Genomic DNA, 21,399 nt, shown 5'->3' on the forward strand with positions numbered 1-21,399 from the left:
GTCCCGATGATCAGAAAGACTACGATCGTGGCGCGCCACTGGTATTCCGGCGGATAGAGGCCGAAAAGGATCAGCCGCGACTTGGCGCCGATGAAGGCCCAACAGGTAGTCCACAGCGATCGCGGAGGCCACTATCGCTGGCCTGGCTGGAACGTATCGATGCAGCAAAGCTCGTTCGTTCGATGTCGCGAAAGGCGAGTTCGCAGGACAATGCCGCATGTGAAGGCTTCTTCGGACGCCTGAAGACTGAGTTCTTCTATCCTCGCGATTGGCGAGCCTTCACCGTGGCCCAATTTATTGACGAGGTTGACGCCTACATCTGTTGGTATAACGAAACACGCATCAAGATGTCCCTTGGTGGCAGAAGCCCAATCGAGTACCGTAAAAGCCTCGGCCTTATGCCTTAAAAACAGTCCAAGTTTTTGTCCGCACCTCCTCGGTGACATTTCTGAATGGTGTTTACAGCGGTTGTAGCCGCGGCACATTCTAAACTGATGGATTGGATGCCCCTCCTGCTGGTTCATTATAGAATCGTCCGAGCCATGGTGGTGCGGACGTCTTGCAGGAGGAACAAATGTCAGAAGTATTTATCATCGGTATCGACCTGGCGAAGCGCGTTTTTCAAATACACGGCGCTGATGCCGCAGGTAAAATTTTATACCGTAGAAAGCTGAGCCGGCCTCAGTTCAATAAGTTTCTAAATGAGCACCCAAATTGCATTTTTGCGATGGAAGCGTGCGCGTCCGCCCATCATTGGGGGCGTGAAGCGCTTGCTGCAGGTCACGAGGTTCGATTGGTACCGGCGCGATATGTGAAACCGTTTGTCAAACGCCACAAGAGTGATGTTGTCGATGCAGAGGCCATTACAGAAGCCGCGATGCGTCCCTCAATGCGCTTCGTCCCAGTGAAAGCCCCGGAACAGCAAGCACAGGCGATGTTGTTTCGGACGCGGGAATTGTTCGTGCGGCAGCGCACCCAGCTTATCAATTCGCTTCGCGGATACTTGGCGGAGTTTGGGATTGTGCTGCGGCTACGCATTCGGAACGCTGATATTCTCAAACGAGAAGTAGAGGAACAGGCACATAAACTGCCCAACGAGGCCAAAGGCTTGGCGGAACGGCTCCTAGCGCCGATCGAGACTATCAGCGCAGAAGTCGAAGGTCTGGATCATTCCATCGAGGTGCGTGCCAAAACGTCAGAGGAAACGCGGCTTATGCAAACGATGCCTGGCGTCGGCCCGATGTCCGCGATCGCAATTTCGGCCTTCTGTCCTCCCGCCAAAAACTTTCGCACGGGGCGGGATTTTGCAGCATGGCTTGGTGTTGTACCTCGACAGCATTCGACAGGTGGTAAGGAACGGTTGGGGCGCATCACAAAAATGGGCCAGAAAGATGTCAGGCGGTTGCTGATCATCGGTGCAATGTCCGTCATCAATTCCATCGAACGATGGAAGCGTTGTGCCGAACCATGGTTAGCGCGTATGCTTGAAACACGCCCCCGGATGGTTGTTGCTGTTGCTTTGGCAAACCGCATGGCTCGGAGGCTTTGGGCCATGTTGATGACGGGCCAGATTTATCGCATTCGCGGGGCCGTCGCTTAGCGGCAGACCCACGGATACCGGCAGGTATGTGAGGACGAAAGGATCGACTAAGGAATGCGGATCGACGAGAACGAACATGGAAAAACCAGTGCAACCCTTCGCGGCTTCGAGCCCGATAAACTGATTTGGAGCCAAGATCGCGCATCTCCATAAGGGCCAGCAGCCAAGTGTGCTGCACAAACAGGCCGGACACGTGACTGCACCCGATCATGCTATCTAAACGTCGAAACAATCACCCACATAAACCGGGGCATCCACACGTGGGTTGCGAAATTTCCCCTATCTTGCTGGAAAGCAAGGAGAATGAAAGATGGTCCATACAGAGCTTAACCTGCGTGAACGGCGCACGATAGAAGAATTGTTGAATGCTAAGATTTGTCATGCAATATCCCAATAAAACCGGGAGCGAACAAGCGGCAGGCCAGCTAGCCTTTGGTCAATTGCTGATCGATTTGGCCTCTGTGAGGCTGAACGCATCGCGGTCCTTGGGGAGCCGATCTACAATTATCGATGGATGAAAAGAGCCAGTGAGTGCCACTCCCTGACTCTGCCTCTTGATACACTGCTGCGGGTTTTTGCTATCCTCGGGATTTACAAGGCGCTGTCCATTTTGCCTAAAATGAAAGCCAAGCTCTGGTTTGGCTGAGGCCCCCACGCGCCGGTGCCTCGCTCGTTACATATATGCTGGAGAGAGGGCGGGATGACAGTGCGTCGATATCTTGATGCCTGGCGTCGTGGCGCCATGGTTTTAGGTGCCCAGGAGTGGAGATTTTGTGAACTCTTCTTGATCAGGTTGTGAATCTGCATGCCAAAGTGACACAACTGCCACGTTAGCATCGGCGTTACCCTGTCACATTTTTTGCGGTATCGTGGAAATGATGTGGCGTAGAAGGTTCAGAGTCCAGTTGATCAAGGGATCGCTTTCCATCCGCTTGGGCCAGACCATGTAGAATGTCACCTGGTTTAACTCAGTCGGCAACTGCCTGCATACAAGATCGAAATGGCGGGCGTGGGCATCGGCAGCGCAGCGCGGCATCGTCGTAACGTAGTCACTTTGTTCCAGCGCGAAGCCGGTGATCCCAAAGCCCGATAGATAAGCGTCAAAAGGTAACTGATAGCCGGTTCGTTTCAGTTCCACATCAAAATTTGTTTGTTTCTGGAACATATTGGAAAAGGCGAAGAAACGGTATTCAATTAGATGCTCAAGATCGATCTGCTCACGCCAGGCGAGCGAATTGTTTCTGCCCATAACAGCAACCCTCGTATCGTCGAACAGCTTTTCTGAATTCATCCGCTTAGGCACCTCACGGAACAGGCCGATGGCGATATCAAGCTGGCTGTTGTCGATCTGCTCGGAATCGAAGGCGCCGTGAACAGGATGTAGCCGCGGAACCACTTCGGGCGCCGTCTGCGCTAGTTCTCGCAACAGAGGCCCGCCAATTACAGTTTCAAGATGGGCGCCAAGGCCGATGTTGAGGACCCCGGTCGCTTGCAAGGGCTCAAATCTTTCCGGCTCGCGAAAGGCCGCCTCCAGCGAACCAAGTGCCTCCTGAACCGTGGCATGTAGCTCCAGAGCGCGTTCGGTTGGTTGAAAGCCGCCGCGTGTCCAAACCAGTAGAGGATCGCTCACTACCTGACGCATCCGCGCTAGATCGCGGCTCACGCCGGGCTGGGTCTTGTTAAGAATGCGCGCAGAGTCAGTAGCGGATCTTGTACGCATTAAGGCATCGAAAGTAACCAGAAGGTTCAGGTCCATCCGGCGTAGAAACGATAAAAGATAAGTACTCATGAGCCCTAAAATATCAATTTTGGTATAGACTGTATTTGGAATATTTATTCGCTATACCAGGCCCGGACTGCGAGTGTCCATGCACAAGAGATATTTATAGGGACGCGGATGACGAGGCTCTGGCCTCTCCATCCCATGGGAGGAAAAATGACCATCAGTTTAACAACCACCGCAGCCGGCCTTGCCGCCGCGGTTCTGCTCTTTACACCCGGTGTCACGCAGGCACAGGAAACCCTGAATCTCAAGGTACAGTCAGCCTCAACCGCCAGCCACTTCAGCCTGCGTTACCTCAGCGAAACCTGGGTGCCTAAGCTCGAATCCATGACAGGTGGTAGGATCACTATTGAATTATTGCCCAACAGTGCCGTGGTTCCGCACCGCGAGACTCCGGACACCGTTTCGATGGGCATTCTCGATGGCGATTATACTTCGGTAATGTATTTCGCCGGGCGCGATCCCGCCTTTGCCTTGATGGGCGATCTCACAGCTGGATATGACACTGCAGATCAGACGCAGGCCTTCTGCTCGATCGGCGGTGGGCGCGAAATGCTGCAAAAGATCTATGACGCAAAGAACCTTGATGTGCATGTCATTGGCTGCGGCGCCTATTCACGCGAGGCTTTTGTCTCCAAGGAGCCTATTCGCGGCGTCGAAGACCTGAAAGGCAGGAAGATTCGCGCGCCCGAAGGCCTTGCCTCTGCCGTGTTCAAGGCCGCCGGAGCCACCCCCGTCGCGATCCCCGGCTCGGAAGTCTACACGTCGCTAGAAAAGGGCGTCATCGACGCGGCGGACAACTCAGCTTATTCCAACGACAAGGCGAATGGCATGCACGACATCGCCAAATACCCGATCTTCCCAGGGATCCACTCGACCCCGTTCCAGCAATTCACCGTATCGAAATCAGTCTGGAACGCGCTGTCCGAAGCCGATCAACAGATCCTGACCGTCTGGTATGAAGCTGCTACCAACGATCTGCGCCGCGCCGTTGACAAGCAAGACCGCGAGCTTGTGGCCGCTGACCGTGCGGGCGACGACATCGAGGTGATCGACTGGACGCAGGAGGACCGCGACGCCTTCCGCGAAATCGCTATAGGCGAGTGGGAAAAATTTTCTCAGGGCTCCGAGCTGGCCCGAGAAGCGTACGATACCCATGTCGCTTTCTTGAAAAGCATCGGCCTGCTGGCCGATGAGTGATCCGGTAAGGCATGGCGCAGGGATGCTGCACCGTGCCCCCGCCCAATTAACGCCTTCCCCTGACCGCAGGATACTTCCGTTATGAGCGACACCAATGTTTCCTTCGCAGGAACCCCCTTTGATGCACCCACCGCGTATGACGATAATAATGCGCCCCGACATCTAAAAGATCCGGTCAGCCATTTGAGCCGCTTTCTCGGCATCGCCTTCTCCGTGCCCATCCTGCTAGCCGCCTTCGCCACGGTCTGGGAGGTAGTGTCGCGTTATGCGTTTAACGCGCCGACCGAGTGGGCCTTCGAAGTAGTTATGATGCTGATCGCAGCATCATGGATGTTCTCGGCTGGCTACATTACGCTGAATAAAGGCCACATCAGCATTACGGTGCTGAGCGATATTGCGCCGCCACAGGTGCGCCATGGGTTGGAGTTGTTCGGCATTATCGTCGGCATCATCGCCCTGTTTTTACTGCTCAGCGACGCCTCGGTCCGCGCCTATGCTGGGATCGCGCATCTCGAACGCACTGGCAGCGCCTTCAATTCTCCCCTGCCCTCCCTCACGCGGGCCTTTCTCGCGGCTGGAGCCGCGCTATATCTTGCGCAATTGCTGGTGAACTTGTACAATTCGGTGTCCTCGCGCGCCGCCCGCGTGCTCGTCCTGGCTGCGTCGGTAACAATCACACTTTATTTTTGCGCCGGTCTTGGCGCCGCCATCTTTGGTGAAGCTAGCGTCTTTGGCTCAATCATGCAGATGGCAAGTCAGATTAGCCAAGCCCTCGATCCCTCCAAGACCTTGGTCCTGCGCCAGATTGATCTCGGAACGCTCTCAATTATTATGGTACTGATGTTGATTGGCTTAATGATGACCGGCATGCCGCTCGGCATCGTTACGCTCTCCGTGTCGGTTATCGTCGCCATCGCCTTCTTCGGTCCTCGCGGGCTTTATCTAGTCTCCGCTAATGCCGCGGGGCTGCTCGAGCATTACACCCTAGTCGCCGTGCCGTTCTTCGTGCTGATGGCCGCGATCTTGGAGCGCGCCGGGGTGGCCGAAGACCTGTTCGATGCAATGTCGGTGCTGGCCGGCAACCTGCGCGGCGGCGTGGCGGTGCAAACCGTGGTCGTGGCCGTGATCCTCGCAGCCATGTCCGGCGTCATGGGTGGCGAAATCGTTATGCTCGGCCTCGTCGCGCTGCCGCAGATGATGCGGCTAGGCTATGATCGCAAGCTCTCGATCGGGCTGATCTGTGCCTCTGGCGCGCTCGCCACGCTGATTCCGCCCTCGATCATCATGATCGTCTATGGCCTCTCCGCCGAGGTCGGTATAGGCCAACTCTTCATCGGCGGGATCGTCCCCGGCACGCTGCTGGCTTTCTGCTATGCTGGCTATGTTCTGCTACGTGTAAACCTCAATCCCACCCTCGCGCCTACTGCCCGTGAAGCCGCCGAGGCGGGCCGGTCCACGACGGTGCGACTCGACAGGGCAAAGCTGCTCTCTGTCAGCATGGCAGTCGGCCTTATCTTCTGTGTCATGGGTTCTATATATGGCGGCGTGGCTTCGGTGACGGAGAGCGCAGCGGTCGGCGTGGTAGGGGCGCTCATCATCGCATTGGTACGCGGGCGCCTCCTGTGCGGCGATCTGCTGAGCACAACTATGATTTCAACCATGTCGATGGTTGGCACGATCATGTGGCTCATTCTCGGGGCAATCTCCTTTGTCGGGATCTTCAACCTCGTGGGCGGCGGCAACTATCTGCGCGAGCTATTCCTTGATCTCGGCTTGCCCGCTATCGGCATTGTCATTGCGATGATGGGCGTACTGCTTGTGCTCGGCACATTTATGGAGTGGATCGCCATAGTGCTGATAACAGTCCCGGTTTTTGCGCCGGTGGTGGTCGCCCTCGCGCCAGAACTGGGTATGACGCCGGCGGATGCAAAACTCTGGTTCGGCATCCTCTTCGTGCTTAACATCCAGATCTATTTTCTCTCACCTCCCTTTGGACCGGCCTGCTTTTGGCTCAAGTCGGTGGCCCCAAAAGAAGTGACCCTTCAGGAAATCTTCGTCGCGGTCCTGCCTTTCATCGGCATCCAAATTGCGGTGCTTTGCCTGTTCATTGCCAAGCCCAAATTTGTGCTCTGGCTGCCGAATCTCATCACAAACTAACCCATGCAAGACAAGGAACGCACCATGAGCGCAGCCGGCAAGATAACCTTTCATCAACCCTATGGCCTGTGGCCCTGGGTGGGCGGAGTCGCCTTCTCCACGGCGCTCATTGCCGTGCTCTTCCTCGGTGCTGGCGCCTACTGAGCTGTGGGTGATATGCAGACGATTACCAGTCTTGCCAAACAGATGCACGCCCAGCGACCCCTCCCCCGAAACGACATCGGGATGCGGCTGCGCGGCATGGGGTCATTCCATGTCGGCGGATATCGGCACAGCATCACCCACGGTGAACCGCGCATGGTGCAGCTCACCCAAACCGGGCATCCGGCGTTGTTTGACCCCAATGGCACTTATATGATCGGCCAAATGTATGTGCAGTACTTTCTGCCCGATCCGCACCAGCACAACCTGCCGCTGCTGATGTGGCACGGCGGCGGGCTCACTGGCGCCTGCTGGGAAACCACGCCCGACGGGCGGCCCGGATTTCGTGATATTTTTCTCGCCGGCGGCTGGGATGTTTTCGTGAGCGATGCGGTCGAGCGCGGCCGCTCCGGCTTCGCCCCGGTGCCCGATGTGTGGGGGCCGCCGATTTCGCAAACCATCGAAACTGTGTTCGAACGCTTCCGTATCGGTGCTTATCTGCCGAAAGGTGAACTCGCCCGGGCGAGCCAGCATGTTTACCCCGGCACCGCTTTTCCGGTCGAAGCCCTGGACCGCTTCGCCGCGCAGATGGTGCCACGCTGGACCAATACCAACGGTTACATCTTGGACGCATACCTTGAAGAACTCGAGGCCACCGGTCCGGCGGTCATCTTGGCGCATTCGCAAGGTTGCGTCTTTGCGCTCGAAGCAGCTGCACGGCGCCCCGATCTCGTGGCTGCTCTCGTCCTTCTCGAACCAGCAGCAATACCGGAGTTACCTGCGTCCTTCATAGCCGCCGATCTGCCCATGCTGGTGATGCTGGGCGACTTCATCGAGCGCAGCAAACGGTGGATGAAGATGCAGCGCGACATCACCAGATTTGTTTCGTGCAATGATCATGCAGAACTGCTGCAACTTCCCGAACACGGATTGGAGGGAAACAGCCACATGCTGATGATGGATCGCACCTCAGATAAGGTCGCAGAGCTGATCATGAATTGGTTGGCAAAGCAGGAATTGAGCGTCTAGGTTGGCACTGTAAACTTAATGCGGCCGCTCGCATAAAATGCGATATGGCGGTATGATCGACGCTACCCTTTATCGCCGCCACCGTTTTCCGGCCGATGTGATTGCCCATACCGTCTGGCTGTATTTCCGGTTTCCCCTGAGCCTGCGGATGGTTGAAGACCTCCTACCAGAGCGCGGCTTCATCGCGTCGCACCATACGGTGCGCACGTCGGCCGAAAAATTCGGGCGGGAATTCTCGAAAACCATCCGTCGCCGATTGGCTGGCAAACTCGACAATAAGTGGCATCTGGGTGATGTTGCTCTCTCGATCGGCGGCCGCAAGCACTGGCGTTGGCGGGCTGTCGATCAGGAGGGGTTCGTACTGGATGTTCTGGTTCAAGCCCGCCGCGACCGGCAGGCTGCCCTTCGGCTGATGCGGTAGCTATTGTCACGGCACAACCGCCTCTTGCGGGTTTGATCACTTACAAACTTCGTTCATATTCGGCGGCAAAACTCGAGATCATGCCGGGGATCGAGCATCGCTCGCACAAAGACTTGAATAACCGCGCTGAAAATTCACACCAACCTATCCGAAGGCGTGAGCGCATCATGAAACGCTACAATTCGCCTCGGCAATTGCAGCGCTTCGTTTCAATCCATGCCCCGATTGCCAACTTGTTTCATCTGCCACGCCACGAAATAACATCCGAAGACTTCGCGAACTCCGCGCCGCCGCCATGGTTGCGTGGCGCGACATCGCTCAACTCGAAGCCGCATGAACACCGAAGCCCGTCCATTTTTTGTGCATGGCCGGTTAACTTTACGGTGTCCCACCAACTGACCTAATTGGACATGAGTGCGCATAACCGCAGCGCTTAGAGCACATCTTTAATGGTCACAAAACTTATCGATCCAGGACAACTATGGTTCGATCCTTTGCAAGGAGCATAAAAACAGGTAGGGTCGTTTGTATCTTTACGACTGGGGACAGAATATGAGCGCCGATACCACGTCACTCCCCTCCGCACAGACGCGGCGTACGCAAGCAGAGCGATCTCAAGAAACCCGCAGTAAGGTTTGCGAGGCCACGCTTCAGGCATTAGTAGACGTTGGCTATGCGCAGATCTCGACTCCCCTTATCGCCCAACGGGCGGAAGTGTCTCGGGGCGCGCTCACCCACCAGTTCCCAACACGTAATGACATGCTGGTTGCGGCCTTTGAAAAATTGGTCGGTGAGTGGCGAGATGACTATCCTTTCGCGCTCGATCCTGACAAGAACCGACTCTCTGTGGATGAGCTGGTTGACGCGCTTTGGAGCACCATTTTTTCAAATAGCCACTACATAGCTGCGATGGAGTTGATGTTGGCCTCGCGCCAAAACAACGAACTGGGCCACGCGCTTCGTGATATCCTCGTGAAATGGATTCGAGAGCGGGACCGGATCGCCGTGCGCCTGATTGGTGAAAATGCAGGCGATACGGAAGCTGGCCTAAAGGTGCAGCTGCACCTCTCAGTACTCCGAGGGATCGCTATACATCAAAGCTTCGATTCAGACCCAGAGACAGCAAAAAAACTAATTGAGTTGTGGAAAAAAACCGCCCGAAAGGTGTAATTTGGACCGCTCTGTTCGCTTTCGTCCAAAATAAATCTAAAGTTCTATCGAACAATATAACATAGTTTCAGTTAGTTAGGTGGTATTTGGAGGGGGTCGCAGCTTTTTTGCTCTCCGACCCAGTTTTTTGCGTGTCACATCTTGATTTACGAACAGTTCTGATTGCATGCTGCGAACAGCACTGCTCGTAAGCGTCCAGTCGGATTGTGAACGAGGTGAAGAGACAACTCCGTCACACGGACACAACAAGGAATATCACATGAACAATAAAACCATATTTGGAGCCCTAGCAGGCCTCAGCCTTGCCACCGCCACGCCGGTCTTTGCAGCTACCTGGGACCTGTCTAGCGAATATCCAGTCAGTTCCCTCCAGGGGAAAACAGCTGATTACTTCGCTAAGGCTGTGGCCGAAAAGACCGATGGTGAAGTGGAAATCACCGTCCATCACGGCGCAGCGCTCGGATACAAGAGCGTAGACCATTTCGACGCCGTCGGTGATGGCGCTTTGCAAGCCGCGTCTTCGGCCTTCGTGTTCTGGACCGGTATCGATCCCATATTCCAACTGTCATCACTCCCTTTCCTTGCGTCGTCGTTTAAGGATGTTCATGATCTCTACGAGCTGGCGAAGCCAGAATATGAAAAGGTTCTCGAAGAGAACGACCAGATGCTGCTGGTGATAACACCGTGGCCGTCTTCGGGTCTTTGGGGCAAAAAGCCCTTCACCTCTACCGCCGACCTCGAAGACGTGAAGGTCCGCACCTATGATGTCGCTTCCACGGAGACCATTAAGAATGCTGGGGGCTTTCCGATCCAGATTTCCTGGGCAGATGTTCCGGCGCAGCTTTCAACCAATGCGATCGATGCCGTGCTTACCTCCGCCAATGGTGGCGTCGGCGCGCAGTTGTGGGAAATGCAGTCAGATTTCACGAATGTAAACTATGCGTCTTCGCTGCAGGCAATCCACCTTAACCGCGATGCCTGGGACGACCTGAGCGAAAAGGAACAGGCCGCTGTTAAAGAAGCTGCGACCGAGGCGGAAGACTATGGGTGGGGGCTCCTAGAGGATGCGACCGCCAGCGATTTTGCCACTATGCGTGAAAATGGCATGACTGTGACCGAAGAAATTCCTGCAGAGTTTTCACAGGCCCTGACCGCCGCCGCACAACCCTTCATCAACAAGTGGGTTGAAGAGACCGGCGAGCGTGCCCAGTCGATCATGACTGCTTACAGGGACCGCTAATTCCTCCCCGACTTGCGCGGGCAGCCGTCAGTGCTGCTCGCGCATATTTTTCTCTTGGAGGTCCGCATGACCCGCTTTTATTCAATCGTTTTCGGCCTGTCGCGACTGGCTGCGGTAATCGCCGCATGTGCGCTGCTCTATATGGTAGGCCACATCATATACGAGATCATTCTGCGCAGCTTCTTCGCCACCTCAACGTTTGTCCTCGATGAATTTGTTGGCTACGCGATTAGCATCTGCATCATTTGGTCATTGGGATACGTTCTGGAACACGGGGATCTAATCCGTGTCGGCCTCGTGCTCGACCGCTTGCCTGAGCGGGCACAACAGCTGCTTACTGCCGCATCAGCATTGATGGCCGGTGCGATGTCTGCAGGGCTGGCTTGGATGTTCTGGATCCGCGTCGCGCGGGCGTGGTCCCGTGGTACGGTGTCTTCGTCTGTCGCCGCGGTGCCAACTTGGATTCCCGAAGGTGCAATTATGGTGGGTCTGGCCTTGTTTGCGCTGGCGGCAGTTGCGCACGGTCTGCGTCACATCACCGGACACCCGTCACCCGCCCCGCATGCGCCGCTGGCCACGCCGGTCGAATAAGCCGACCCCTCGGAGATATCATATGGACACGTTATTAACCGCCGCTGCCACGCTAGGCTTTCTTTTACTGTTTCTCGGACTTGGCGTTTGGGTTTTCATCTCGTTGGCTCTTGTGGCAACGGCTGCGTTGTTTTTCCTACACGGCATGGATCTATCGCGCATCGGTTCCATCGCTGCGGGTATCATATACCGCTATTCAACCAGCTGGGAGCTTTCAGCCATTCCAATGTTTATCTGGATGGGTGAGATCATCTTCCGTACTGACATCTCATCTCGGCTGTTCCGTGGATTGTCGCCGTTCGTCGATTACATTCCCGGTCGCCTTTTACACACGAACGTATTGGGATGCACCCTCTTCGCTGCCGTCTCTGGCTCATCCCCTGCCACAACCGCCACCGTAGGCCGTATCACCACCCGTGAGCTAGGGGCGCGTGGTTACGACGACCGGCTGTCGCTGGGCTCACTTGCTGGCGCTGGCAGTCTAGGGTTGCTGATCCCGCCCTCGATCGTAATGATCGTCTACGGCATCCTTGCCGAGCAATCGATCTCGCGCCTCTTCGCCGCTGGTGTGTTGCCAGGGTTGATGATCAGCGCACTTTATTCGGGCTATATCATGCTCCGCACCACGCTGAACCCTTCATTGGTTCCAGCAAAGCGTGAGACACGCAATGCGCTAGACTTCCTGCGCGCGATTTGGGATCTAGTTCCGCTGGTAGTGTTGATGACTATCGTTCTCGGGTCGATCTATACCGGTATTGCCACCCCCTCCGAGGCCGCAGCAGTCGGCGTCATTACTGCCATTGCCATCGCCTTGTTGACACGTCAGTTCTCACTGGTTTTGCTGCGTGATACTTTGTTGGGCGCATTACGGACCTCAACCATGGTCTGTTCGATACTGATAGCTGCAGCCTTCATGTCCACCGCGATCGGATACCTGCACATCCCCGCGGATGTGGCAAAAGGTATTGCGTCGCTGCAGCTACCGCCTTGGGGGCTTTTGGTGGTGCTGTCGCTTTTCTACCTCGGTCTCGGTTTTTTCCTCGACGGTACGTCAATTGTGGTGATGAGTTTGCCGATCTCGCTTCCGTTGGCGCTGCAGGCGGGTTTTGATCCGATCTGGTTTGGTGTCTATCTCGTGTTGATGGTTGAAATGGCGCAGGTGACCCCGCCCGTGGGCTTTAACCTCTTCGTTCTTCAGGGCATCTCGGGTCGTTCGATCAGCTATGTAGCCCGAGCAGCGCTACCATTCTTTGCATTAATGCTGCTCGGGGTGTTGTTGCTAGCTGTCTTCCCGAGCATCGCCCTGTGGCTCCCAAACTTCCTATATGGATAAAATAATGACTGTATTGAACACCGATCTCGCTGTGCTGTTGCGTGCGCAGACCCACCTGAACCAACCACACACCCTGTTTCGGGCAGTACAGGACACTTGCGAGGCTCGTTTCGGTTTCCGTTTCTTAACCATCCTAAAGAACCTCCCTGGCACCGGAAACGTCATGCGGATGCATAGCTCTGAGGCCGATTACCCGGTTGGAGCGCTTAAGCCTATGGGCCTGACCGAATGGGGCAAGGTGGTACTGGATAGCGGCCGTAGTTGGCTCGGTAACTCGCGGGAGGACGTGTTCTGGGCTTTCCCCGACGCCGAATTGATCCTCTCCAAAGACTGTGAAGCCTGTGCGTGCGCCCCCGTGCTCTGGGGGGGACGCTGCCTCGGAGTGCTCTCGTTGAATGCGGCTAAGGATAGCTATGCGCCCGAGGACATGGCTGAAATTACTTTAATCGCGCAGACACTCGCGCCCGCGCTGATCTGACACCAAAAGGATGACGTAAATGACCACTCTGCTTATCAAGAATGCCCGTATAGTTGACGGCACAGCTCTTCAACCGACCGATCCGATGCAGATCGCCATCGAAGATGGCCGCATCCGAGAAGTGAGCGCGCAAGTATCCTTTGACGCGGCAGAATGCCTCGACCTAAGCGGGCTGACTGTCATGCCCGGCTTGATCGACTGTCACGTCCATACGATAGCCACGAGCGCGAACCTTGGTCTGAATGCCTCACTGCCATCTTCACTGGTGGCGGCGCGCGCGGGGACCTTAATGAAGAACATGATTATGCGTGGCTTTACCACGGTGCGGGACCTCGGCGGTGCCGACCGCGGCTTGCAGCAGGCGGTCGAAGAAGGCCACTTTACCGCGCCGCGTCTTGTGATCTGTGGAAAGGCCTTGTCGCAGACCGGCGGTCACACCGATTACCGGGGACCCTACGACAACCGTGATGTGGGCTGGTATGCTCAGGTGCTCGGCACGATGGGGCGGCTTTGCGACGGCAAACCCGAGCTACTGCGTGCTGCAAGGGAGGAGTTGAAGGGCGGCGCTCAATTCTTGAAGGTCATGGCGGATGGCGGCGTATCTTCGCCATCGGATCCAGTCGGCTACCTAGTCTATTCTGTCGACGAATTAAAGGCGCTGGTCGAGGTCGCAAACGGCTTTGGCACTTATGTTTCCGCGCACCTCTATGCCGATGAAGCCATCGTGCGTGCGCTCGACTGCGGCATCACATGCATCGAGCATGGCAACCTGATCGGTGACGAGACAATCGATCGTGTGGCGCGTGAGGGGGCCATCGTGGTGCCGACCAACATCACATATGATCTTCTGGCTCGTAAAGGCGCAGAGTTCGGCCTGCCGCCGGAATCGGTCGCCAAGGTTTCTGACGTCCGTGAAGCGGGTCTGGAACGTTTGGTGAAGCTGCACAACGCTGGGGTGACTATGGGTTACGGTTCGGACCTCCTCGGCGGAATGCAAACAGAACAGTCGGGAGAATTCCCGTTACGTGGCCGTTATATCCCTACGGACGCGGTGATCCGCTCAGCCACCGTGGATGCCGCTAAGGTTCTACGGATGGAAGGCGAAGTGGGCGTCATCGCACCCGGGGCTTATGCCGACATCATCGCCGTTGAAGGTAATCCACTTGAAAACCTCGATTTGCTGACCGAGCAAGGTGCCCACATGCCGCTGATCATGCAAGGCGGGCGGGCAATTAAAAAGACGGCAGACCTCTAAGGGTCTAAAAAATCGGCTTTAGCGCGGGCAGCTTAGGCTGCCCGTGTACCATTTCCCCCGAGAAGCACATGAAATATCTACTATGGGCTGCTACTATTTGAGTAACCAGAACTCCAATTTTATAGCTATGGATGACCACGGTCATTAGATGTGGGGAACCCAAAGCGCCGGAAGCGACCGACGTCGTCCAATGCCACGCCGCGGAAGTGTCTCGGCTACCGGGCACCGGCCGAGGTCTTCGAAAGCATGCTGGTAGAAATTCAGAACCGATTGGATTAAAACAGAATATCAGAACTGGCACTTCACCGTGAGTTCACAAATTCACCGCAAAGGCAAATGGGGCAAACCGCTGACCGAACAGCCAAAGGGCAGCAGAAAACCTCCTGTTAAACGGGGACAGTTGAAGTCGGCAGAGCGGGACAAAGCAGCCGAACGCTCGTCTCGGCACCAATATGATATTAGCGATAAATTAGGGCGGCGGCGCGCATCACACCGCCGCCGGTCTTCTATGCTATCAGATCGTGCTGGTTTCGCCGTCTCCGGGGGTCAGCAGGTTGTCCAAGAACCCTTCTTCGGCTGCGAAGGCCCGGAGTTCTGCGCGCGTCAGGACGCAATGGTTGATCGCTTCCATGTGGGAGGCAATCAGAAGGGCCTCGGGCGCGGCCTCGTAAACGCGCAGGACATCCTCGGCTCCCATGATGATGCTCCCGTCAACGCCCTGAACCATCGCGTAGCCCGCGTTCAGGATCGCGACTTCAGGTGCGTGCACAGACAGGACGGCGGCGACGTCATCGTTCCAGATCGTGTCCCCGGCGAGATAGACGGTCTTCTCGTCGGGATGGCTGAACACCACGCCGCAAACTTCGCCTAGGATCTCTGCAATCACCTCGAAATGCGCTTCCGTTCCATGACGACCCGCCGTCTTGATCAGACCTACACCATCGAACTCAGAGCTCTCGGACAACACACGGACATCGGTAAAGCTTTGACCGCGGACAACTTCGGCATCGGCGTCGTTCTGAACGAAGATTGGCAGATCTTTTTCCAGCGCGTCTCGCGCCGCTTGGTCCCAGTGGTCTTCGTGCAGATGGGTGACAATCACGGCATCGACGTCGACGATGTCGGCAATCGGCAGTGGCAGATGCACCATCGGATTGTGCTGCTTGTTGTTCGCGGTCCCCGGGAACCCCGGGAAGCTGTGACGCTCCGCCAGCATCGGATCGACGAGAAAGCGGACGCCGGCGTAGTCGATCCGGAGGGTGGCATTGCGGATCTGGGTGATCTTGCTTCTGCTTTCGGAGCTGGCGTCGTTTCCCTGGGCTGATGCTGAGACAGCGCTTCCGACGACGGCGGAGGCGGACATGGCGAGCAATTGTCGGCGTGTGGTCATGAGTTCTCTCCTCTTTCCGGTTCAGCGCTTGATGAAGTCGTCGGTGGCAACAACCTCGCCGTAGGCGAACGCGAATGCCGCCATCAGTGCCGCATGGACATGCGCCGCCGGAACGGTCGCGCCATTGAACTCCAAATCGCGCGTGGCGCAGGCGTCGTGGATGGTCACGGTCTTGTAGCCAAAGTCATTGGCCGCCCGGACGGTCGCGTCGACGCACATGTGGGTCATGGCTCCGACCACGATCACTTCCTCGATACTCTGGTCGTCCAGCAAGTCCTTCAGACCGGTTTCCCGAAAGGAATTAGGGAAATTTTTGGTGATGATCGGCTCACCCTCGCCGGGCACAACGACCCTGTTAATCTCGGCCCCTTCCGATCCCGGGGCAAAGACTGGTGCGCCGGGCATCTCGTGACGCACGTTTACGATTAGGTCACCGACGTCGCGACCATGGGAAATGACCCGCACAGCATTGGCGGCGGCATCCTCGATGTGCTCGAGAGGCAGGTTGCCAGTCGGCCAGTATTCATTCTGTAGGTCGATAACGACGATTGCACGGTTAGTCATAGTTTTCACCTTTCTGGGTCTTGAATGTCTTGATCTCAATTTGGCTTGAGGCCACAACTCTCGCCATTGGCGCAATCGACATAAATAAGGGCAATATAGACATATGGACGAGATCAGGATTGGTATTATTCTCTACCTCGGTGCGCAGCTTTCCGCGGCTATGGGGCTAGCGGACCTTTTTCAGATCGCCGAGCGAACCGCGGAGGGCTCGGATCAGGGAGCGCCGAGATTGCGGGTTCAGATCCTTCAGACCGGCGAGATGGCAATACTGACGCCTGAGGGCGCTCCCGAAGCGTCAGGCCTTGACAATGCTCACTGTCACGTCCTGATCCTGCCTCCATCACTCGAGGCACCCATCAAATCTGATGTCGCAGCGCCACTGGCGGGCTGGTTGCGAGAGCGTCATGGCGAGGGGACGGTGCTGGCCTCCATCTGTGGCGGCGCGTTTCTTTTGGCCGAGACGGGATTATTGCGTGGACGTGCCGCCACAACGCATTGGGTCTACGCCGGAGATTTCCGTGAACGCTTTCCTGAAGTTGTGCTGGACACGGATCGCCTGATAATTGACGGTGGAGACATCATCTCAGCCGGCGGGTTAATGTCCTGGACCGACATGGGTCTTAAGCTGGTGGATCGCTTCCTTGGCCCCGTTGTGATGGCGCAAACCGCGCGGATGCTGCTGGTAGACCCGCCAGGACGAGAGCAGCGCTATTACAGCGGCTTCGCGCCGCACCTGTCCCATGGCGACGCTGCCGTGCTCAAGGTGCAGCATTTCCTACAGGCCAACGAGGGGCGGGATGCGCGGCTCGTGGCGCTGGCAGAGGAAGCAGGACTGGAATCGCGCACGTTACTGCGCCGCTTCCAGAAGGCAACCGGCCTTACGACAACTCAATACGCGCAGCGCCTTCGTGTTGCGAAGGCACAAGAACTGCTGCAATTCGGACGTTTGCCGGTGGAGCACATCGCCTGGGAGGTCGGCTATTCCGACGCCGGCGCCTTCCGCAAAATTTTCCACCGGATCGTGGGCCTGACCCCGGGAGAATACCGGCGACGCTTTAACATGTAACGGCCTCAAAAGTAGGAAGGCCTTTCGAAAAACCTACATCGACGCCTTTCGGTGATCAAGAAGCCCGGCATAGGCAAGGACATAGCCGCCAAGGCAAAGTCCGACGGTCTTTGCGCCATTGTCGTTGGCTCGCCGCAAAGCGTTGACAAGATCTTCCGAAGGGAGCTTGTCCGGGCCGTTCCAAAAGGAAATCACGATTACGTCCGATGTGGCGATCGTCTCTGTTCCACCCGTTGGGACAATCGACATGCCAAATTCATTGTGAAGGGGCTTTGGCTCCCGACCTTATGAATGCGGGCGGGCCGCGTAGAATGAACAAATCAGTCAAGGCATCGACTACGTCCGTTGAATTAAGTCTGCGTTTCACCAGGATCACCAGCGCCTCCTTCGTGAACTCGTCTATGATGTTGAGTGTGCGGAATATCCGACCGTCCTGGGTCCGGTCCTGGACGAAGTCATAGGACCAGACGTGGCTCGGGCGTTCTGGCCGTAGCCTTACGCAGGATCCGTCGTTCAGCCAGAGCCGGCTCTTCTTGGGTTGCTTTTGTGGGACCTTCAGCCCCTCCCGCCGCCAAATTCGTTCGACGCGCTTGTGATTTACATGCCAGCCGCTGTTGTTCAGCAATCCGGTGATCATGCGGTATCCATAGCGTCCGAACTCTTCAGACAGTGCGATGATGTCCTCGGTCAGCCGTGCTTCGTCCGGCAGACCGCAGGGCACCTTGCGCTGCGTTGAGCGATGCTGACCCAATGTGCGGCAGACCCTGCGCTCAGATATGCTGAGGGTTTGCCGCACATGATCGATGCATTGCCTGCAGCGGGAAGGGCTTAGAAGTTTCCCCGTGCCGCCTCAGCCAGGATCATCGCTTCATCAAACGGATCACACGGTCGATGCTCGGCTTCAAAGCGTTCCGTTCTGCGGCAGCAACGCTTGCTGGGATCGAAACCGCGCATATGATCCGTAAGGGCCAGATAGCGCAAACAGGCATCACGGCATTCAAGCAGTTCGCGGCCCTCGCAGCATAATTGTGTCCACGGAAGACTCCTCTTCTGCCAGGCGAAATCTTTGCGACAGAACCCTTCACGGAGGGAACGGTAGCCCTTCAGGCGCGGCATCTCAGCTTGAACCATCATGACAAGATGCTAGTCGCGCAAAAGTGCGGCAGCAAGTTGACAATGCTTTCCCGCGTGAACTCAGGTCCCGCGCAGCTCCACGCGCCTGATTTTTCCCGAGATCGTCTTTGGCAGCTCTGAGACGAACTCGATCTCTCTTGGGTATTTGTAGGGCGCGGTCAAGTTCTTACAAAATTTTTGTATCTCCTTGGCCAGCTCATCACAGCCTTCCACACCGTTGGCAAGGATGACATAGGCTTTGACCAGTTGCCCGCGCGTTTCGTCAGGCACGCCGACCACGGCGCTTTCCATGATCTTGTCGTGCTCCAGCAACGCGCTTTCCACCTCGAACGGGCTGATCCGGTAGCCAGCCGAAGAAATCAGGTCATCCGACCGGCCGACGAACCACAGATAGCCGTCCGCATCGCGATAGGCTGTATCCCCGGTGTAATACCAGCCGTTGCGGAATGAGTCGGTGATCAATGCGCCGTCCGCCAGGTATCCGTGAAACAGTCCCGCAGGCCACTCGCCCGAGGTGCGAATAGCGATATGCCCGACCTCGTCGTCTGGCAGCACATGGCCTGCATCATCTACGATGTCGACATCAAAACCAGGCACAGGTTTGCCCATCGAGCCGTTGCGGGTCTCAACTCCCGGAAAGTTCCCTACAATGTTGATTGTCTCGGTCTGGCCATAGCCATCGGCGATCGTGGTGCCGGTATGTTTCTCCCAATAGCGGATCACTTCGGGATTCAGCGGCTCTCCTGCGCCCAAACAGCGACGGAGCGAAGACAGGTTGTATTTGGTCAGATCCTGCTGCGCAAAAAGCCGGTAGACGGTAGGCGGTCCGCAGAACGTGGTCACGCCGATCTTTTCGAACGCTTTGAGGTGCGCGTCGACATCCATTCCGGGCGCATCGTAAAGAACGGTCGTACATCCGATCAGCATCTGCGGGAACAACAGCCCCCAGGCCGCTTTAGCCCAACCGGTGTCGGTCAACGTCCAGTGAATATCGCTTTCGCGCAGGTCTTTCCAGAACAAGGCGGTCGCGGCATGAGCCAGAGCGTAGCCGAAATCACGCGGCACCATCTTGGGCAGGGCCGTGGTGCCGGAAGTAAAATAGATCATCATCGTGTCGGTCGAGGCAAAGGGCGGGACATCCTCTGCATTCAACGCGCCGTCCTGCGCGGCACACAGCGCCTCGAAGGACAACCAACCGTCAGGCGCGTCCCCGATTACGATAAGAAGTTCCAGGGTGGGACATTCCGCACGGATACTCTCGACCTTGTCGACATGCATGGCCGAGACGATCACTGCCTTGGCCCCGGCCTGATTGATGCGATAGGCGATGTCTTTTCCGGTCAGCAGGTTAGTTCCCGGCATCGAGATAACGCCCGCCTTCATGCAGCCGAACAGCACCTTGTGCCACGACGGTTCGCGTCCGATGACAACGCAGGCCGCGTCGCCCCGCTCCAGCCCCAAAGCCATCAGCGCCTGCGCGAATTTTGCCGAGGCCTCACTCAGTTCGGAATAAGTAACTGCGACGCTGGTTTCATCCGCGACGTTAATCGCCAGAAGCGCATCCTTGTCAGCCTCGCGCGCCCGGACATCCAGAACATCGAAGGCAAAATTGAAATGCTCTGGAATCTGTGGCTTGTAAGTCGCCCGCGCCTTTTCGTAATCGCGGTCGATGTGGTCGAAAGTGATCATTTGGTTCCCTCCCTCAGGCCGCGTCGCGCAGGATGTTCCGCGCAATCACCAGCCGTTGAATTTCGCTTGTACCCTCGTAAATCTGGCACACACGCACGTCACGGTAGATCCGTTCCACCGGATAATCTTTCAGATAGCCATAGCCGCCCATGATCTGAATCGCCGCAGAACAGACCCGCTCGGCCATCTCCGATGCAAAGAGCTTGGCCATCGACGCCTCTTGCAGGCAAGGGATTTCTTCGTCCTTTTTCGACGCGGCCAGCCGGACGAGCTGTCGTGCCGCTTCGATGTCGGTGGCGATATCGGCAAGCTTGAATGACACTGCCTGTTTTTCCGCAATCGCCGCGCCAAACGCCTTGCGCTCGACGGCATAATCGCGGGCCAATTCGAATGCCTTGCGGGCCATGCCGACAGCTTGCGACGCGATCCCGATGCGGCCGCCTTCAAGATTGGCCAGCGCAATTTTATAGCCTTCTCCCTCTTCGCCCAAGAGGTTTTCGGCAGGAATGCGCATGTCGGTAAAGCTCAGCTGGCAGGTGTCCGAGGAATTAATCCCCAGTTTTTCCTCAACCCGCACAACCTCGTAGCCCGGCGTATCGGTTTCGACGATAAAGGCACTGATGCCCGTCTTGCCTGCGGATTTATCCGTCACTGCAAAGACAATGATGACCCCGCCATTCTTACCCGAGGTGATGAACTGCTTGGCTCCGTTCAGAACGTAATGATCGCCATCACGCACTGCCGAGCTGCGCAGGTTGGACGCGTCTGAACCGGCCTGCGGCTCGGTCAGGGCAAAGCCGCCAATCCATTCTCCGCTGGCCATCCGGGGCAGATATTTCTGCTTTTGCCTTTCGGTGCCATATTTCGCGATTGGCCCGCATCCGACGGATGAATGCACCGAAAGGATGGTGGAACAGGCACCATCCCCTGCGGCAATTTCTTCGACGACAGTGGCATAGCTGACCATGTCACTGTCCATTCCGCCGAATTCTTCCGGGACCAGCATACCAAGAAAACCGAGGGCTCCCATCTCGTCAAGCTCAGTACGGGGAAAGCGCGAATCGCGGTCGCGCGCTTCAGCGCCAGGCCAAAGTTTCTCTTGGGAAAACTGGCGCGCCATTTCCTGAATGGCTTGTTGAACTTCGTTCAGACTCACTT

The 21,399-nt window shown here is 56.6% G+C and carries 17 protein-coding genes and 4 pseudogenes; 14 read left to right on the top strand and 7 right to left on the bottom strand.

Annotated features, from left to right (window positions below; translation table 11 throughout):
• Positions 1–105: 105 nt before the first annotated feature.
• Together J3456_RS16060 and J3456_RS16065 are read left to right on the top strand one after the other, a co-directional pair.
• Positions 106–407 (top strand): annotated as a pseudogene (locus J3456_RS16060) (transposase); the annotation flags it as partial.
• Between the two features lie 167 nt (positions 408–574).
• Positions 575–1,600, top strand: coding sequence for an IS110 family RNA-guided transposase (locus tag J3456_RS16065; RefSeq protein WP_349581149.1), 1,026 nt, complete (start codon positions 575–577; stop codon positions 1,598–1,600).
• A gap of 850 nt (positions 1,601–2,450) precedes the next feature.
• Here J3456_RS16065 and J3456_RS16070 read toward each other — a convergent pair.
• Entirely contained in the window at positions 2,451–3,389 is a 939-nt protein-coding gene (locus J3456_RS16070) for a LysR family transcriptional regulator (RefSeq protein WP_349581150.1), read from the bottom strand.
• A gap of 147 nt (positions 3,390–3,536) precedes the next feature.
• On the opposite strand from J3456_RS16070, the gene J3456_RS16075 reads away from it, so the two are divergent.
• The 10 genes and pseudogenes from J3456_RS16075 to J3456_RS16120 all read left to right on the top strand — a co-directional run bounded on the left by J3456_RS16075 (position 3,537) and on the right by J3456_RS16120 (position 14,398).
• Positions 3,537–4,583 carry a TRAP transporter substrate-binding protein gene (locus tag J3456_RS16075; protein WP_349581151.1) on the top strand — a complete coding sequence of 349 codons (1,047 nt, stop codon included), beginning with the start codon at positions 3,537–3,539 and terminating at the stop codon, positions 4,581–4,583.
• Positions 4,584–4,664: 81 nt separating this feature from the next.
• The gene (locus tag J3456_RS16080) at positions 4,665–6,740 is read left to right on the top strand and encodes a TRAP transporter large permease subunit (protein WP_349581152.1); all 2,076 of its coding nucleotides are present in this window, start codon (positions 4,665–4,667) and stop codon (positions 6,738–6,740) included.
• 156 nt (positions 6,741–6,896) lie between these two features.
• Complete coding sequence (locus J3456_RS16085) at positions 6,897–7,910, top strand: alpha/beta fold hydrolase (protein ID WP_349581153.1); 1,014 nt, start codon at positions 6,897–6,899, stop codon at positions 7,908–7,910.
• Positions 7,911–7,962: 52 nt separating this feature from the next.
• Positions 7,963–8,668 (top strand): annotated as a pseudogene (locus J3456_RS16090) (IS6 family transposase).
• Positions 8,669–8,883: 215 nt separating this feature from the next.
• Positions 8,884–9,501, top strand: coding sequence for a TetR/AcrR family transcriptional regulator (locus tag J3456_RS16095; protein WP_349581154.1), 618 nt, complete (start codon positions 8,884–8,886; stop codon positions 9,499–9,501).
• A 259-nt stretch (positions 9,502–9,760) separates the two neighbouring features.
• On the top strand, positions 9,761–10,741 hold the full coding sequence (locus J3456_RS16100; protein WP_349581155.1) for a TRAP transporter substrate-binding protein: 981 nt from the start codon (positions 9,761–9,763) through the stop codon (positions 10,739–10,741).
• 66 nt (positions 10,742–10,807) lie between these two features.
• On the top strand, positions 10,808–11,332 hold the full coding sequence (locus J3456_RS16105) for a TRAP transporter small permease (RefSeq protein ID WP_349581156.1): 525 nt from the start codon (positions 10,808–10,810) through the stop codon (positions 11,330–11,332).
• A 22-nt stretch (positions 11,333–11,354) separates the two neighbouring features.
• A complete protein-coding gene (locus J3456_RS16110; protein ID WP_349581157.1) occupies positions 11,355–12,665 on the top strand; it encodes a TRAP transporter large permease in 1,311 nt (436 codons plus the stop codon).
• 4 nt (positions 12,666–12,669) lie between these two features.
• The gene (locus J3456_RS16115; protein WP_349581159.1) at positions 12,670–13,143 is read left to right on the top strand and encodes a GAF domain-containing protein; all 474 of its coding nucleotides are present in this window, start codon (positions 12,670–12,672) and stop codon (positions 13,141–13,143) included.
• A 19-nt stretch (positions 13,144–13,162) separates the two neighbouring features.
• Complete coding sequence (locus tag J3456_RS16120; RefSeq protein WP_349581160.1) at positions 13,163–14,398, top strand: metal-dependent hydrolase family protein; 1,236 nt, start codon at positions 13,163–13,165, stop codon at positions 14,396–14,398.
• Between the two features lie 514 nt (positions 14,399–14,912).
• On the opposite strand, the gene J3456_RS16125 is transcribed toward J3456_RS16120, so the two are convergent.
• Together J3456_RS16125 and J3456_RS16130 are read right to left on the bottom strand one after the other, a co-directional pair.
• Positions 14,913–15,788, bottom strand: coding sequence for an MBL fold metallo-hydrolase (locus J3456_RS16125; RefSeq protein WP_349581161.1), 876 nt, complete (start codon positions 15,786–15,788; stop codon positions 14,913–14,915).
• A gap of 21 nt (positions 15,789–15,809) precedes the next feature.
• Positions 15,810–16,352 (bottom strand): cysteine hydrolase family protein, encoded by a 543-nt coding sequence (locus J3456_RS16130; protein ID WP_349581162.1) that lies wholly within the window; start codon positions 16,350–16,352, stop codon positions 15,810–15,812.
• 103 nt (positions 16,353–16,455) lie between these two features.
• Between J3456_RS16130 and J3456_RS16135 the strand changes: the two genes are divergently transcribed.
• A complete protein-coding gene (locus J3456_RS16135; RefSeq protein WP_349581163.1) occupies positions 16,456–17,418 on the top strand; it encodes a GlxA family transcriptional regulator in 963 nt (320 codons plus the stop codon).
• Between the two features lie 33 nt (positions 17,419–17,451).
• Here J3456_RS16135 and J3456_RS16140 read toward each other — a convergent pair whose 3' ends face one another.
• Together J3456_RS16140 and J3456_RS16145 are read right to left on the bottom strand one after the other, a co-directional pair.
• Positions 17,452–17,667, bottom strand: coding sequence for a type 1 glutamine amidotransferase family protein (locus J3456_RS16140; RefSeq protein ID WP_349581164.1), 216 nt, complete (start codon positions 17,665–17,667; stop codon positions 17,452–17,454).
• Positions 17,668–17,698: 31 nt separating this feature from the next.
• A pseudogene (locus J3456_RS16145) lies at positions 17,699–18,259 on the bottom strand (IS3 family transposase); the annotation flags it as partial.
• Positions 18,260–18,267: 8 nt separating this feature from the next.
• Here J3456_RS16145 and J3456_RS16150 point away from each other — a divergent pair.
• A pseudogene (locus tag J3456_RS16150) lies at positions 18,268–18,444 on the top strand (IS6 family transposase); the annotation flags it as partial.
• 168 nt (positions 18,445–18,612) lie between these two features.
• On the opposite strand, the gene J3456_RS16155 reads toward J3456_RS16150, so the two are convergent.
• Positions 18,613–20,241, bottom strand: coding sequence for an acetate--CoA ligase (locus tag J3456_RS16155; RefSeq protein WP_349581165.1), 1,629 nt, complete (start codon positions 20,239–20,241; stop codon positions 18,613–18,615).
• A gap of 13 nt (positions 20,242–20,254) precedes the next feature.
• On the bottom strand, positions 20,255–21,397 hold the full coding sequence (locus J3456_RS16160; protein ID WP_349581166.1) for an acyl-CoA dehydrogenase family protein: 1,143 nt from the start codon (positions 21,395–21,397) through the stop codon (positions 20,255–20,257).
• Positions 21,398–21,399 lie beyond the last annotated feature (2 nt).

Origin of the sequence: Sulfitobacter sp. NFXS29 (genome assembly GCF_040148765.1) — a bacterium.
Taxonomy (GTDB): Bacteria; Pseudomonadota; Alphaproteobacteria; order Rhodobacterales; family Rhodobacteraceae; genus Sulfitobacter.